Raw genomic sequence first — 13,382 nt, forward strand, 5'->3', positions numbered from 1 at the left:
CGTCCTGCCGACAAGCGGCCGCCCGCCTCCGGAAACCGGCCGGGCACGGTAACGCGCCGGCAATGGGACGACGACCGTGCGCTTGAGGGCGGGTCATTCAGGGTCGACGATCGGCGGCGGATAGCCGAGCGCGTGACGGCGGTCGGCGGGCAGGGACCAGGGGCGGTGGACGCGCGACCCCTCGATCTCGGCGAGCTCGGGCACGTACCTGCGGACGTAGTCGCCGCCGCGGTCGAAACGGGACGCCTGGCGCAGCGGCTTCATGACCTGGCTGGGGCGGGTGTTGTTGCCGGTCCCCGCCACCCACTGCCAGTTCCCGGCGTTGTCGGCGACGTCGCCGTCCAGCAGCCAGTCGTTGAAATGGCGCAGCCCATGCCGCCAGTCGATGTCGAGGTTCCGGGTCAGGAACGACGCGGTGATCAGCCGGGCGCGGTTGTGCATGAACCCCTCGGCGTGCAGCTGCCGCATCCCCGCGTCGACGATCGGGATGCCGGTCATGCCCTCGCACCAGGCGGCCAGGGCGTCCTCGTCCCGGTTCCAGCGGCGCCCGCGGGGCCGGTAGTCGGCCCGGGGGAGCGCGGGGAAGGCGGCGGCGACCTGGTGGTGGAAGTCGCGCCATGCGAGCTGGCGCCGGAACCCCTCCGGGCCCGCCTTCGCCGCCTCCAGCGGCGAGACACAGCCGAACTTCAGGTACGGGCTGAGCCGGGACGTGCGGTCGGCGGCGAGGTCGTCGTGGACGCGGTCGTAGTCGGCGGCGGCCTCGCGCAGCCAGGTCTCCATCCGGCGGCGGCCGGCCCGCTCCCCGCCGTCCGCCAGGTCAGGGGACGGCGTGCCGGGCACCAGGTCGGCCATGTCCGGGAGCGCCCCGGGCCGGAGCCCAGGCGGCAGCGCGATCTTCCGCGGCGTCTTCGCGACCGGCCTGCGGCGGGCGGCGTCCCAGGCCCTCCAGTACGGGGTGAACACCCGGTAGTGGTCGCCGCTCGCGGGGGTGAGGTCCCCGGGCGGGACCACGGTGATGCCCGGATGCGCCGACACCTCGAGCCCGAGGCCGCGGAGCCCGTCGAGACGCCGCGCCCCGTAGGCGGACCGCTCGTCGGCCAGGAACAGCGCCGCCGCGTGCGTCCGCTCCGCCAGCCGGGCGACCTCCGTGACCGGGTCACCGCGCCGCACCACCAGGTCGCCCCCCGCCTCCCGGAGTGATGCGCGCAGGTCGGCAAGGCTGTCGAGGAGGAACCGGACGCGGTTGGGCGCGGCGAACGGCCCGCCGAGCAGCGCGTCGTCGAAGACGAAGAGCGGGACGACCCGCTCCGCCCGGCACGCGGCCGCCAGCGCCGGATTGTCGCGCACCCGGAGATCACGGGTGAACAGCATGATCGATGTGCTCATCACCGCAATCCTCGGCTCCGCGCCCGCGACAGGTCGGCGTCCCGGCGTGAAAGTGCGGCAAAGATTCGGCCGCCGCGTCAGCCCGTGGCCGCGCTTCGCCGGTTGCGGACGGCTATGTCGGCGTTCAGGGCGGTGGCGAAACCGCACCAGGCCGCGTACGGCACCAGCGCGATGGCCGCCGCGGTGTCGACGCGCGCGGCGCGCCGAAGCAGTTCGGCGTTGCTGACGTCCAGCAGGACCGTCCCGGCCACGCCCGCCTTCGGACTGCGGAGCCCGAAGAACAGGTGGTTCCAGGCGGCGTTCAGGGCCAGGTTCGTCCCGACGCTGGCGGCCAGGGCCCGGCGTTCGGCCCCGCGCGCCCTGAGCAGGACGCGTCCGGCGGCCCAGGCGATCGACGCGTACAGCGGCGTCCACACCGCGCCGAACGCCCACGACGGCGGCTGCCACGGCGGCTTGGACAAAGACCGGTACCAGCCGTCACCGGTGTCGACCGCCGTGGCACCGAGCACGGCGGCCACCGTCACCGCCGCGGTCGTGGCGCCGTAGGTCTTCCATCGCGTGGCCGCCGAAGGCCCTTGCCGCCGTTCCCGGTTCATACGTGCGTGCTTCCCCGGGGCGGCCCGGATGAACGGCGCCGGTTACCGCCCGGCCCGATGGTGCGGCGCCGGGCGGTTGTCCCAGCGCATCGCGGGCATCTCACTTTGCGTGACCACACCGACCGGGCACCCCCGGCCGCGGCTGGCGGTGTCCAGTTGCCTGCTCGGCGCGCCCGTCCGCTACAACGGCGGCCACAGCCGGAACCGGTTCCTCACCGGCATGCTGTCGCGGCACGTCGACTGGGTGCCGGTCTGCCCGGAGATGGAGATCGGGCTCGCGGCGCCTCGGCCCGCGATGCGGCTGCGCACCGACGGGCACATCGTCACCAAGGACGGCGCGTCCGACCACACCGCGGCCATGACCGCCCTCGCCGAGCGCCGCCTCCCCGACCTGGGCGGCATCGACGGATACATCCTGAAGTCCCGTTCTCCCAGCTGCGGCCTGTCCAACCTGCCCCGGTACGCCGCCGGGGGGCCGGACGAGCGCACCGACGGGCAGCCGGTCGACCGGAAGGGCCGCGGCGTGTTCGCCGCGCTGCTCCTGGACGCCTACCCCGACCTGCCCACCGAGGAGGACGGCCGGCTCAACGATCCCGTATTGCGCGAGCATTTCATCGAGCAGGTCTTCGCTCAGGCTCGGCTGCGGGAACTCTTCGCCGGCGACTGGCGCCCGCGCGACCTGGTCGCCTTCCACAGCCGGCACAAGTTCCAGCTGCTCGCGCACGCCCCCGACGGCTACCGCGAGACCGGACGCATCGTCGCCCGCGCGGGCGAGCGCCCCCAGGACGAGCTGGAACGCGACTACCGCCACGCGTTCACCGCCACCCTCGCCATCCGCGCCGGACGCGGCCGCCACACCAACGCGCTCCATCACATCCTCGGCTTCATCACCGACGACCTCGACCCCGCGCGCCGCCACGACATCCTCACCGCCATCGACTCCTACCGGAGAGGGCAGGCGCCACTGAGCGTCCCCATCGCCCTGCTGCGTCACCACGCCAAAGGCGAACATCTCGCCTACATCGCCGAGCAGACCTACCTCGCCCCCTTCCCCGACGACCTCCTCCTCCGCCACAACCTCTGACCGCGCCGAACCGCCCGCTACGCGTCGGCCGGCACGTACACCAGTTCGAGGATCCCGGACGGGAAGGCCGTGCTCTTCACCAAGCGCAGGTTCACGGGCTGATCCAGCTCGGGGAACAGCGGCGCGCCCCTGCCGGTGGCGGCGGGCAGCACCCACAGTCGGTATTCGTCGACGACGCCGAGCTTGATCAGGGAATGCATGAACCGGGTGCCGCCGGCGGCGACGAGGTCCTTGCCGGGCTCGGCCTTGAGCTTGGCGATCTCCTCGGCCGTGTCGCCGCCGGCGATCCGGGTCTCGGGCCAGTCGTCGGCCGATTCCAGCGTGCGGGAGAACACGACCTTGGGGATCTCGTTCATGGCCCGGGCGGACGGGTGGTCGGAGCCCGGCCAGTACCTGGCCATGATCTCGTAGGTGTTGCGGCCCATGAGGAAGGCCCCGGCCTCCCACAGCCGGCGGACGAAGTACTCCTCCTGCTCGGGGTCGTCGATGCTCATCATGACGTCCCGGATCCCGTTGTCCCCGTCAGCGCTCTTTCCGTCGAGCGAGACGTAAAAGCCCAGAATCAACTTCCGCATCCGATGCCTCCAAGCACTTCTTCCACGCCGGGACGGGGCGCTGCATGAGCTCGTCACCCCTCAGCGTCCACCGCCCGATCACTCGCAAACTCAGACCGCCGACCCACCGAAAACTCACCGCACCCCACCCCGCCGCCTCTCACCCGCAGCAGCAAGACGTACGGCTGTGTCCGGCGGCGGGCCGGAGTGCTTCGGGCGGCTGCGTCACCGGATGTTCATCGGAGGGCTCGAACCTTCATACAGACACTGGCGTCTATATGAGTATGGTTGCCCCACAGGACGAGGAAGCATGATGCGGACTCCACGGCGGATCGCCGGACTCCTGGCCACCCTGCCCCTGGCCGCCCTCCTGACGGCCGCGGGGTCGTCGCAGGCGCTGGCCGACCCCGCCTACCAGGAACTGTGCGCCGGCCCGGTCGCCGAACTCCAGGCGATCCAGGCGCGCATCCGAGAGCACAACGCCCGTCCCCACACCGGCCCCTACAGCGCGGCGGCCGCCGCCTACGACTCCGAGGCGGCCACCTTGAGGAGCGAACAGAACCGCGCGCTCTCGCGGCTCATGGCCTGCGAGCGGAGTCTCGACCAGATGCAGGCCAGGTATCCGAAGTCGACCATCATGAGCCCGTCGGCGGACGACGTCACCAAGATCGGGACGGCGCTCAAGAAGGTGACCGACGCGGAGAAGCAGGCCGCCACGCGCTGGAACGCCAAGACCTACGACTACCTCAAGTACGGGCAGGGAAAGGCCGGGATGACCAAGCGGGTCGACCGGCGGCCCGCCAAGCTCCCGCCGTCCGTCTACAGCGTTTACAAGGCGCTCGACCAGACGCGCCCCACGTTCCCCAAGACCGCCTACCTGCAAGGAGTGCAGGCGCCGAAGACGGGGACGCCCGACCCCGCGTACCCGCCTTCGAGCGGGCGGGTGGTCAACAGCACGCACATGGACCACATCGTTCCGCTGCGGCGGCTCGTCTCCATGCGCGACTTCCTGAAACTGACTCCCGGCAACATGTACATCGTCGCGAACTCGCCCGCCAACGGCCAATGGCTCTCCGGCTCGGCGAACCTCTCCAAGGGCTCGGGAAGCGCGGCGCTCACCTCCGGCACCTCGCCCGCGTGGCGGCAGCGGCAGGCCCAGCTCCGGCAGAAGGCCGAATCCGAACTCCAGGAACTCATCGACGCGCTGCTCAAGAGCCAGAGGAGCTGATCCGCGATGTACGAACAGATCCAGTACCCGGGCCCGCCGCTCCCGTCACCGCACGGCCGGAGGCGCCGTCGGTTCGTCCTGCTCGCCGGAGCGCTCACCGCGCTGGCGGTGTTCGCCGGAGCCGCCGTCTACGGCGTCCACTGGTGGACGCACCGGGACGAGAGGCGGGTCAGCGGCGCGGTGACGGACTTCGCGCACGCGGTCGACCGGGAGGACTCGGCCACGGCGCTCGGCCTGATGTGCGCCGAGGAGGAGCAGAGCGCGGTCGAGTCCGGGGCCTCCACGACCGACCACGGCCTCGGCTCCCGTTACGAACGGCCGGTGAAGACGTCCAACATCAAGATCTCCGGTGACGTGGCCCGGGTGCGGCTGACGCGCCCCTCGCAGCAGCCCGCAACGCTCTACCTGCGCAAAGAGGGCGGGACCTGGAAGATGTGCGACCCGGAGCGGCAGAGCCGGCCGCAGTGACCTCGCCCCCGCCGGACCGGCCCGCGGGCCGGTCCGGCGGGGTGCCGTCGGCGAGCCGCGGCTCGGCGTTGGCGCGACCGGCTGAACGAGAGCGGCTCAGGCTTCGATCCGCCCGGCCACGCGAACGTCGGCCCGGCCGGTGTGCAGGAAGCGCGCGCGACCCTCGCCGTCGTCTCCCAGGAACGCGACGGGGCCGTGGCCGGGTTCGGCGGGCACCAGGGAGTCGCCCCGCCAGCCGAGCAGCTCCGTGCGGTACGGCTCGTCGCCGGTCCCTACCGCGAGGCCGACAGGGACCTTCTCCAGCCACAGCCGTCCCTGTTCGTCGGCGGTCACCGTGGTCCGGCTCGTGCTCGACAGGTAGACGCCCGCGCAGCGCCTCACGTCCGGGCGCGCGACGGGATCGGGGACGGGCTCGGCGGGCGACTCGACGATCCTGCCGAGGATCTCCTTCATCAGCGGCTTGCGGTCGCCGCCGTTGGTGCAGATCGCCACCGCCACGTCGCGGCCGGGGTCGACCCGCAGGACGGCCGACTGCCCGATGGTGTTGCCGTCGTGACCGAACACCGGGCCGCCCGGCAGGTCGTAGAGCTCCCAGCCCAGGCCCCACGCCCTGCCCCAGCCGATGTCGGGCAGGGCGACCTGCGGCTCCCGCATGGCCCGCAGCCCCTCGTCGGCCAGGTGCGCCCGGGCGAAGACCACCAGGTCGCGCGGGGTCATGGCGAGCATCGACCCGGCGGGCGCGTTCGAGCGCGCCAGCGCCCAGACCGGTGCGGGCCGCCCGCGCAGATGCCCCACCGCCGCCCGATGCAGGATCGCCTCGTACGGATCGTTCGCCGCGTGCGTCATGCCCAGGGGCGTGAACAGGCGGTCCCGCATGCACCGGTCGAACGGCTCGCCCCGCACGACCTCGACGATCCGCCCGAGCACGCTGAAGCCCGCGTTGTTGTAGGAGAACATCTCCCCGGGCTCGAAGAGCTGCGGCACGTCGGCCAGCAGTTCCACGTACCTCTCCAGGCAGTCGTCCCCCTTGCCGGTGTCGGTGAACACGTCCCCCTCGAACCCGGCCGTGTGGCACAGCAGCTGCCGGACGGTCGCCTTCCGGAATCCGGGAAGGTAAGTGGCCACCGGCGCGTCGAGCTCCACCAGCCCCTCCGCGACCAGCCCCATCACCAGCGTCGCCGTCAGCACCTTGGTGATCGACCCGATCTGGAACACCGAGTCGACGGTCGCCTCCACGCCCGTCGCCTTGCTGAGCACCCCCGCCGCCGCCTCGACCACCCGGCCCCCGGCGTCGACGGCGACCGCCACCCCCGGCACCCCGTGCTCCTCCGCCAGCCCCGGCAGCCGCTCCTGCAGCCACCCCCCGATCTCATCGATCTCCACCCTCATCCGCCCACCGTAGACGGCTGCGCCGACACCCCTTAGGGCGCCCGCCGCCCGCAGGCAAGCCGACGCCCGCACGCTGGGCGGATCGCGCAACGCCGATGTCGCGCGCCCGACTGTTCCTGCGCGCGTCATCGTCCGGTGAAGCGCGCTTCGCGGCGCTCCAGGAACGCGGCGGCGGCGCTGATGGCCGACGTCCGGGTCGCGGCGCGGCGTGCCCGCTTCGGCGAGCTGTCCGTCAAGTGCGGGCTGTGCAGCGACGTCGCCCGGCCGGCCCGGCTCGTCGGCCGCTGATCGGTCCGTGGGTGCCCGGCGCGGTCGCCAGGCACCCACAAGGGACGGACAAGCGGAGATCGGATCCCACCGCTGGACCGAGGATAGTGGCCCATGACCGCCGGGGCTCGAGAAGCGCGCGGGACGAAGCCGAAAGTTCCCTGGTGAACGCCCGAACGATCAAGGGCGGATCGGCCGAGCGGAAGGCGATGGGTCCAGACAAGTCCGTTGGAATCGCCGCCCCATCCGTCACCTGACAACGTTCCGTCACCTCTGCTATACGTATAGTCACCTCACCTGATCGGGGTGGGGACAACCGGTGCCCACACTGGGGATCCGGGCGTGACAAGGAAGAAAAGGGAACACATGAACTCCTTCAGCTACACCGAGCTGGACAAGCTGGCCGGCGAGGTCCTGCCGGAGCGCGCGGTGCTCTCCACCCTTCTCGTCGGTGGCGACAGCGACAACGACAACCAGAACTTCAACCTCGGCGGCGGCGGCCACGACGGCGGCACGACCGCGGTCGTCCCGGACTGCCAGAGCAACATCACCCACTCGCAGGGCGGCCTCGTCGGCGCGCTGGGTCTCAGCTCCGAGAACCCCAACTCGTCGTTCACCTGCTCCGCCAGCTCGGTGGTCTCGGGTCACTGATCCGAAACGACGCACTCGCGGGCTTCGGCCCGCAGAGGGGAAGGGCCGGCGTTCGCACGCCGGCCCTTCCTCCTTTCCAATGATCACGGCCGCGCGGGAGACCCGCTGACCGGGGCGTTCGGCTCAGGCGTTCGGGGAGTCGGAAGCGCCCGCCATCACCGCCAGGCGGAACCTGGCCTCGTCCTCGGTACCGGGCGCCGCGGTGAGGACGACGATCTTGCGTTCCGCGTCGCCGTCGCTCAGGACGTCGCAGTCCACCGCGATCGGCCCGGCCGCCGGGTGCTGGACGATCTTGTGGTCCTCCCGGTGCGCGCCGACCGCGCCGGACGCCCACAGCTCGGCGAAGCGCGGGCTGCTCGCCGCGAGGTCCCGGATCAGGCCCGCCAGGCGCGCGCTGTCCGGGAACCGTCCGGTGGCGCGGCGCAGGTCGGACACGACGGAAGCCTCGACCTCGGACCGGCTGAGCGAGGTCACCGGCCAGTGCGACAGGCGGGGGGCGGCCCCGTCGGCCGGAAAGGTGTCCCGCGCGAAGTTGCGCAGTGCCGACGGCGTCGAGGACGGGTCGCCCAGCAGCGCCGCCCAGCAGCGGTCCCACCAGATGAGCTGCCAGTCCGCGGCGAACACGGCGGCCGCGGAGCCGCCGAGCCGGTCCAGCATGCGGTGCAGGCCGGGCGGGATGCGGTCCGAGATCTCCCCGCCGGCCGGAGGGGCGAGCCCGGCGAGCCGGTAGAGATGGTCCCGCTCGGCGTCGGTGAGTTGCAGGGCGCGTGCGAGCGCGGCGGTCACCTGCGCCGACGGCGTCGCATGGCGCCCCTGCTCCAGGCGGACCACGTAATCGACCGAGATCCCCGCGAGCTCGGCGAGGTCCTCCCGGCGCAGCCCCGTGACCCGGCGCCTGTGGCCGCCGGGCAGTCCCGCCGCGTCCGGCACGACACGGCCGCGCCAGGTGCGCAGCATCGGGCCGAGTTTCGCGACGTCAGCGGTCATGAAACCGATTGTCGCACCCGGCGCCGCCGCGAAGGTGGTAACGGTTTTCCTACCGAATTCCTCTCTCTGGCCGCCGCCCCGGCGACCCGCGAGCCTCGTGGTCATGACCTTGACGTTCTCCCACGACCACGTGGGCATCACCGTTACGCCGGAGGACCTGGACGCCACCATCGCGTGGTACTCGCGCAACCTCGGTTTCGCCGTCGACCAGCGGTTCGAGGCCCACGGCACGACGTTCGTCTTCCTCACCGCAGGCGACGTGAAGATCGAGCTCCTCGCGGGCGCCTCGGACCGGGGCGCGGCGCCGGCCGACGACATCCTCACGAGCATGCGCACGTCGCGCCTGCATCACTTCTGCCTGGCCGTGGCAGACCTCGATGCGGCACTGTCCCGGCTTCTCGAACTCGATGTGCCGCTGATCGGCGGCCCCATGGAGATAGCGGCGACCGGTCGGCGCATCGCCTTCGTCACCGACAACGTCGGCACCATCATCGAGCTCAGCGACCCCGGCACATGACTCTCCGGGCGAAGTGGACTCAGCCGGACAGGTGTTCGTGAGCGTGCCGTTCGACCAGGATGGGGACGAAATCGCGGATGGGCCGCCCGTCGAAGTGGTGATGGACGGCCTCGACCGTCCGGGTGATCTCCTGCGGGCTGTAGTGATCACCGTAGGTGTTCAGCAGGCGCGTCGTGACCTGCTCCATGGCGGTCCTCTCGTAGACCTCGGTGTCCATCGTTCCGACTCCTTTCCGTGACGGTCAGGTCGATCTCCCCAGGAAATCCGTTACCGCTCATGTGCGCCCCATGCGCACGCCAAGGTCTGTTTACCGAGAGTTCACCGAGGGCCGCCCATGACGTCGATGAACTCGATGCCCTGGGAGCCGAGGCGGGACGAGAGACCGGAAAGGGTCTTGCCTTCGGGAGCCACGTTCGCGTTGGTCACCACCCTGACATAGCGACCTTGCTCGATCGCTCCGACCGCCTGCCGCAGGACGGTCCGCTCCTCGGCGGAACCGGCTCCGGCCAGTGCCGCCTTGAGCTCCCGGAGGACGGCCGCCTTGTTCTTCTCGAAGTTGGTGGTCAGAGCGCTCACCGAGCTCACGTTGCCGGCACGGGTGAGGGCCTTGTTGTCGACGAAGAACACCTTCTGGCCCTTCATCGTGACCATGTCGATCCCTCCCTGGTTCGTGCCGCGGACATCCGGCTTGTACGACAGGATCGTGTGCCCCTCGGCCGCGAGCCATTCCGTCGCCGCTCGCTCACCGAAGTTGCCTCGGGCCAGGCGGGGAGCGGGCGCGCCCTCCGCCGGCGACACCCCTTCGGCGCTCGGCACCGCTGTCACATCGTCCGCGGCCACGCCGGTGACCTCGTCATGGGGAGGCGGTACGGACGTTCCCGGCGCGGGCGCGGACGCGCGTTTCGGAGCGGACGTGTGCCCAGCCGCCTGCTCCGGGCCGGGACTCTTGGCGGGAGCGGTCGGCGTGGGTCGCGCGGAAACGGCCTTGGGCGCGGTCACCTTGCGGTGGACGCCCAGGTGGACGGCGCTGGAGAGAGCGGCCATGAACAGGCCGGCCGGGTCGGTGAGATGGAGGATCAGGTCGTCGGCGAAGCCCTGCCAGCTGAACCGGCCCCGCCACCGGGCCAGGACCTGGTCGACGGTGACGGCGAACGCCTGCGACAGCTCGTGCGTGGCGAGGCCGGCGGCCAGCGCGGCGACGGCCTGGCGGGCGAGGGTCTGCGCGGCCGGGTCGCCGGCGAAGCGGGCGAAGAGCGCGCCGGTGAGGCGGCCGCCGAGCCGGACCAGGACGATCTGGACGGCGGTGTCCAGCGCGATCGAGGTCCAGTCGACCGTGTCGCCCTGCGCCGCGGCGACGGCGCCCTTGCCGATGTTGGCGGCGATCGGCGCGCCGACCGAGACCGCGGTCAGCGTCTCGCCCAGCGTCAGGCCGCCGATGCCGGTGCCGAGGACCTCCGGGGCGAGACCGAGCGCGGCGCCTCCGGACGCGACGGTGGCGAGCACGCCCAGGGTGATGAAGGCGACCTGCTCGGTGATCTCCAGGGTGGTCAGCAGGCGCTCGCCGCCCTGGAGGGTCTGCTCGATGTAGCGGCCGACCAGGGCGGAGATCTGCGCGGACGCGGCGTCGGCGTCGGCGAGGTGCCGGGCGGCCTCGGTGAAGGAGCCGCGGCCGAGGGCCTGCCGGGCGGCGGCCTCGCTCCGCGCCAGGGCCGCCTTCAGGGCCGGCAGGTCGGGACCGGGGTCGTGGTAGCCGGACTGGGTGAGGGAGGCCCACGCCTTGATGGCGCCGGAGCTGATCGGCATCTGCTCGTCGAGGCGCGCGTGCGCCTCGTAGCGGGTGAGGGCGAGGTCCGCCCGCCGGGCGCCGCGCTCCAGCCCGTCGGCCAGCGCCGACCGGGCCGCCGCGCGGAGCCGTTCGGCCCGGTCCCGGGTGAGCGAGAGGGGCGTCCCCCGGTAGGTGGTGCGCAGCGTCCCGTCGGACGCGGGGGCCAGCCCGTCAACGGCCTCCATCACCGCCGTGAGCGTGGCGCGGGCGTCCCCCGCGGGCGGGGACGGCCGCGCCTCCCGGCCGGCGGGCGCGGGGACCGGCGGTGCGGGTACGGCCGCCTTCTCCACGGCGTGCTCGCCCATCGCGGTCAGGGAACCGTCAGGACGTCGCCGGACGGTCCGGCGTCGCCGTTCAGCGGGGCGCCGTCGTCGCCGGCGGCGGACTCGGCGATCAGCTCGTCCAGGATCTGGATGGCCCCGCTGATGCGCAGCAGCGTCTCGCGGAGGGCGGTCTCCTGGGTCACGAGGTCGCGCAGCCGCCGCTCTCCGGTGGCGAGGTCCTGGCGGAGTTCGGCGAGGCGGGCTTCGAGGCGGTCGGGCATGGTCACTCCGGTCTCGGTGGGGCGATGCGCAGGTGGGCGGGCTGCCCGTGCAGTTCCGGGTGCAGGTAGCGGCCGCGTTCGTGCTCGGGCTTGTCGTGTTCGGTCCTGATCCGGTGCTCCTGCGCCCACCTGTCCTGGCGGACGCCGGTGACCTGCCAGCAGACGGTCACGCGCGGGCGGCCGGTGCGGATCGTCAGGGTGCCGCCGGTGATCTCGCCGGCGACCTCGGTCGGGACGCCGGCCGGGGTCAGCTGGAAGCGGTGGTCGCGGTTGAGCGCGGCGAAGTAGGACGGCAGCGCGACCTCGGCGCGGCCGTCGTCGCCGGTGACGGCGGTGCCGCAGTACACGTTCAGCATCTCCGGCGACTCGACGAAGGAGTGCGCGAGGTAGCGGTCGCCGGGGTCGAGCGGGTGGTCGATCCGGAACCCGCCGCCCGCCTTCAGCAGGCTGCCGTACACCTCCAGGTTGTTGTAGGTCCGGACGATGGAGCCGCCGCTCTGGATGATCAGGACGCCGCCGCCCTGGTCCCAGATCCGTGACCCCCACAGCGTGAGGACGGCGGGACCCCACGGGTTCCCGAACTGGCCGCCGAAGACCAGTTCGCCCGAGTCGACGTTCATCTGCAGACCCCAGCCGTGCCCGGTGCCGTACATGCCCAGCATCTGGTCGCCGGCCATCCCGACGAAGCCCCGGTCGCCCCCGTTGTTCTGGTGGAACCAGATGCCCGCGGTGTCGCTGCCGCCCTGCCGGACCCGCATCCGGGCCGAGACGTCCAGGGCGCCGCCGTCCCCGGGGGCGCCGACGGACAGCCGGTCGTACCCCGACCAGAGCCGGGCGTACCCGTCGGCGGCGTACCAGACCCACCGCTCGCCCCGCCCGGGGTTCTCGACGAAGCGGGACACCGACCGGTCGGCGAAGGACAGGCCGCCCGCGGTGCCGCCACTGTGGATCTCCGAGCCCTCCACGTGCAGGATCCGCTGCGGCCCGGTCGCGCCGATGCCGACCTGTCCGGCGGGGTCCACGATGAGGCGGTCGGCGTTCGCGCCGCAGTCGGTCAGCCGGAAGCCGCCGCCATCGTCCACCGCCAGCTCGTGCTCCCTCGCGCCGGTCGGGGACGGCAGCCGCAGCCCGGTGCCGGTCAGCCGCAGCAGCGGGCGCGCCCCGTCCGTGCCCGGCAGCAGGGTCAGCCGGACGCCGCCCGCGTCCGCCTCCATCAGCGCGGTCTCCCGCTGCCCGACCTCCCCGGTCATCGCCGCGAGGGCCACGGCGGCGGACGTCGGCTCCTGGAGCGACAGCCGGGCGGCGACCCGCCGCGGTCCGGGGTCGAGCCCGGTGACCTGGCCCTGGGCGTCCAGGGTCACCGCCGCGAGCACCACCTGCCGCCCGTCGTCGACGAAGCCCAGGGCCGGGACGAGGCGCAGCCACGGCGCGTGCAGCAGGACGGGCGCGCTGGTCAGGGTGCCCTGCCCGATCACCTCCCGCCACGTGAGGGTGAGCAGGCACGCGCCGGTCGCGCCGGTCGTCACGGCGGCCACCCCGCCGGCCGGGACCACGACGGTCGGGACGTCCCTCATCTGGTCGGGCGGGACGGTGGGGTCGACGATCACCGTGCCGCCCTCCACCACCGCGACGACCCGGCCGGAGGAGTCGATCGCGCTGCCCGGCAGGACCGTCGGCGCCGACCCGGCCGCCACGCGGACGGTCAGCCCGGCCGCGACGCCCGAGGAGTGCAGCGCCGCGGTCCGGATCCGGTCCAAGGGGAGCAGGTACTCCTCCATGTCGACGACGGACTCGCTGTGCCCGGTCGCCCCCGACCGGACGATGGTGGGCCTGCCGGGGTCCCAGTACTCGATGCGCATGATGGCGCCCTCGCCCATGGAAGCGTC

At 72.6% G+C, this 13,382-nt stretch carries 15 protein-coding genes; 6 read left to right on the forward strand and 9 right to left on the reverse strand.

The window, feature by feature from the left end; translation table 11 throughout:
- Positions 1-93 precede the first annotated feature (93 nt).
- Together amrb99_RS03045 and amrb99_RS03050 are read right to left on the reverse strand one after the other, a co-directional pair.
- A complete protein-coding gene (locus amrb99_RS03045; protein ID WP_190851886.1) occupies positions 94-1,386 on the reverse strand; it encodes a deoxyribodipyrimidine photo-lyase in 1,293 nt (430 codons plus the stop codon).
- A 77-nt stretch (positions 1,387-1,463) separates the two neighbouring features.
- Positions 1,464-1,982 carry a TspO/MBR family protein gene (locus amrb99_RS03050; RefSeq protein ID WP_190851888.1) on the reverse strand — a complete coding sequence of 173 codons (519 nt, stop codon included), beginning with the start codon at positions 1,980-1,982 and terminating at the stop codon, positions 1,464-1,466.
- 109 nt (positions 1,983-2,091) lie between these two features.
- Here amrb99_RS03050 and amrb99_RS03055 point away from each other — a divergent pair, with 109 nt between their 5' ends.
- On the forward strand, positions 2,092-3,066 hold the full coding sequence (locus tag amrb99_RS03055) for a DUF523 and DUF1722 domain-containing protein (RefSeq protein WP_347256509.1): 975 nt from the start codon (positions 2,092-2,094) through the stop codon (positions 3,064-3,066).
- Positions 3,067-3,083: 17 nt separating this feature from the next.
- Here amrb99_RS03055 and amrb99_RS03060 read toward each other — a convergent pair whose 3' ends face one another.
- Entirely contained in the window at positions 3,084-3,641 is a 558-nt protein-coding gene (locus amrb99_RS03060; RefSeq protein WP_190851896.1) for a dihydrofolate reductase family protein, read from the reverse strand.
- A gap of 292 nt (positions 3,642-3,933) precedes the next feature.
- Here amrb99_RS03060 and amrb99_RS03065 point away from each other — a divergent pair, with 292 nt between their 5' ends.
- Both amrb99_RS03065 and amrb99_RS03070 read left to right on the forward strand, forming a co-directional pair.
- Positions 3,934-4,848: a hypothetical protein gene (locus amrb99_RS03065; RefSeq protein ID WP_190851898.1), complete on the forward strand. Its 915-nt coding sequence runs from the start codon at positions 3,934-3,936 to the stop codon at positions 4,846-4,848.
- A gap of 6 nt (positions 4,849-4,854) precedes the next feature.
- Positions 4,855-5,316, forward strand: coding sequence for a hypothetical protein (locus amrb99_RS03070; protein WP_190851900.1), 462 nt, complete (start codon positions 4,855-4,857; stop codon positions 5,314-5,316).
- Positions 5,317-5,412: 96 nt separating this feature from the next.
- Here amrb99_RS03070 and amrb99_RS03075 read toward each other — a convergent pair whose 3' ends face one another.
- Complete coding sequence (locus amrb99_RS03075) at positions 5,413-6,705, reverse strand: serine hydrolase domain-containing protein (RefSeq protein WP_190851903.1); 1,293 nt, start codon at positions 6,703-6,705, stop codon at positions 5,413-5,415.
- Between the two features lie 135 nt (positions 6,706-6,840).
- Between amrb99_RS03075 and amrb99_RS03080 the strand changes: the two genes are divergently transcribed.
- Positions 6,841-6,993 (forward strand): hypothetical protein, encoded by a 153-nt coding sequence (locus tag amrb99_RS03080; RefSeq protein WP_206699767.1) that lies wholly within the window; start codon positions 6,841-6,843, stop codon positions 6,991-6,993.
- A 345-nt stretch (positions 6,994-7,338) separates the two neighbouring features.
- Positions 7,339-7,623 (forward strand): hypothetical protein, encoded by a 285-nt coding sequence (locus tag amrb99_RS03085; protein ID WP_190851906.1) that lies wholly within the window; start codon positions 7,339-7,341, stop codon positions 7,621-7,623.
- 123 nt (positions 7,624-7,746) lie between these two features.
- Here the strand turns inward: amrb99_RS03085 and amrb99_RS03090 are convergent, their stop codons facing one another.
- A complete protein-coding gene (locus amrb99_RS03090) occupies positions 7,747-8,610 on the reverse strand; it encodes a helix-turn-helix transcriptional regulator (protein WP_206699768.1) in 864 nt (287 codons plus the stop codon).
- 103 nt (positions 8,611-8,713) lie between these two features.
- Here amrb99_RS03090 and amrb99_RS03095 point away from each other — a divergent pair, with 103 nt between their 5' ends.
- Positions 8,714-9,127, forward strand: a complete 414-nt coding sequence (locus tag amrb99_RS03095) for a VOC family protein (protein ID WP_190851915.1) — start codon at positions 8,714-8,716, stop codon at positions 9,125-9,127.
- 19 nt (positions 9,128-9,146) lie between these two features.
- Here the strand turns inward: amrb99_RS03095 and amrb99_RS03100 are convergent, their stop codons facing one another.
- The 4 genes from amrb99_RS03100 to amrb99_RS03115 form a co-directional block, all read right to left on the reverse strand.
- Positions 9,147-9,344 (reverse strand): hypothetical protein, encoded by a 198-nt coding sequence (locus tag amrb99_RS03100; RefSeq protein WP_190851917.1) that lies wholly within the window; start codon positions 9,342-9,344, stop codon positions 9,147-9,149.
- A gap of 101 nt (positions 9,345-9,445) precedes the next feature.
- Positions 9,446-11,257 carry a hypothetical protein gene (locus amrb99_RS03105; RefSeq protein WP_190851919.1) on the reverse strand — a complete coding sequence of 604 codons (1,812 nt, stop codon included), beginning with the start codon at positions 11,255-11,257 and terminating at the stop codon, positions 9,446-9,448.
- A gap of 5 nt (positions 11,258-11,262) precedes the next feature.
- Positions 11,263-11,496, reverse strand: a complete 234-nt coding sequence (locus amrb99_RS03110; protein WP_190851921.1) for a hypothetical protein — start codon at positions 11,494-11,496, stop codon at positions 11,263-11,265.
- Positions 11,497-11,498: 2 nt separating this feature from the next.
- The gene (locus amrb99_RS03115; protein WP_190851923.1) at positions 11,499-13,373 is read right to left on the reverse strand and encodes a hypothetical protein; all 1,875 of its coding nucleotides are present in this window, start codon (positions 13,371-13,373) and stop codon (positions 11,499-11,501) included.
- Positions 13,374-13,382: the final 9 nt, after the last annotated feature.

Source organism: Actinomadura sp. RB99, assembly GCF_014706005.1.
GTDB lineage: Bacteria > Actinomycetota > Actinomycetes > Streptosporangiales > Streptosporangiaceae > Spirillospora.

Bases quoted from the DNA above. Each gene is read 5' to 3' on its own strand.
- amrb99_RS03105 (WP_190851919.1), bottom strand. From the start codon at position 11,257: ATGGGCGAGCACGCCGTGGAGAAGGCGGCCGTACCCGCACCGCCGGTC.
- amrb99_RS03085 (WP_190851906.1), top strand. From the start codon at position 7,339: ATGAACTCCTTCAGCTACACCGAGCTGGACAAGCTGGCCGGCGAGGTC.
- amrb99_RS03095 (WP_190851915.1), top strand. From the start codon at position 8,714: ATGACCTTGACGTTCTCCCACGACCACGTGGGCATCACCGTTACGCCG.
- amrb99_RS03065 (WP_190851898.1), top strand. From the start codon at position 3,934: ATGCGGACTCCACGGCGGATCGCCGGACTCCTGGCCACCCTGCCCCTG.
- amrb99_RS03075 (WP_190851903.1), bottom strand. From the start codon at position 6,705: ATGAGGGTGGAGATCGATGAGATCGGGGGGTGGCTGCAGGAGCGGCTG.
- amrb99_RS03100 (WP_190851917.1), bottom strand. From the start codon at position 9,344: ATGGACACCGAGGTCTACGAGAGGACCGCCATGGAGCAGGTCACGACG.
- amrb99_RS03115 (WP_190851923.1), bottom strand. From the start codon at position 13,373: ATGGGCGAGGGCGCCATCATGCGCATCGAGTACTGGGACCCCGGCAGG.
- amrb99_RS03060 (WP_190851896.1), bottom strand. From the start codon at position 3,641: ATGCGGAAGTTGATTCTGGGCTTTTACGTCTCGCTCGACGGAAAGAGC.
- amrb99_RS03070 (WP_190851900.1), top strand. From the start codon at position 4,855: ATGTACGAACAGATCCAGTACCCGGGCCCGCCGCTCCCGTCACCGCAC.
- amrb99_RS03050 (WP_190851888.1), bottom strand. From the start codon at position 1,982: ATGAACCGGGAACGGCGGCAAGGGCCTTCGGCGGCCACGCGATGGAAG.
- amrb99_RS03110 (WP_190851921.1), bottom strand. From the start codon at position 11,496: ATGCCCGACCGCCTCGAAGCCCGCCTCGCCGAACTCCGCCAGGACCTC.
- amrb99_RS03090 (WP_206699768.1), bottom strand. From the start codon at position 8,610: ATGACCGCTGACGTCGCGAAACTCGGCCCGATGCTGCGCACCTGGCGC.
- amrb99_RS03045 (WP_190851886.1), bottom strand. From the start codon at position 1,386: ATGAGCACATCGATCATGCTGTTCACCCGTGATCTCCGGGTGCGCGAC.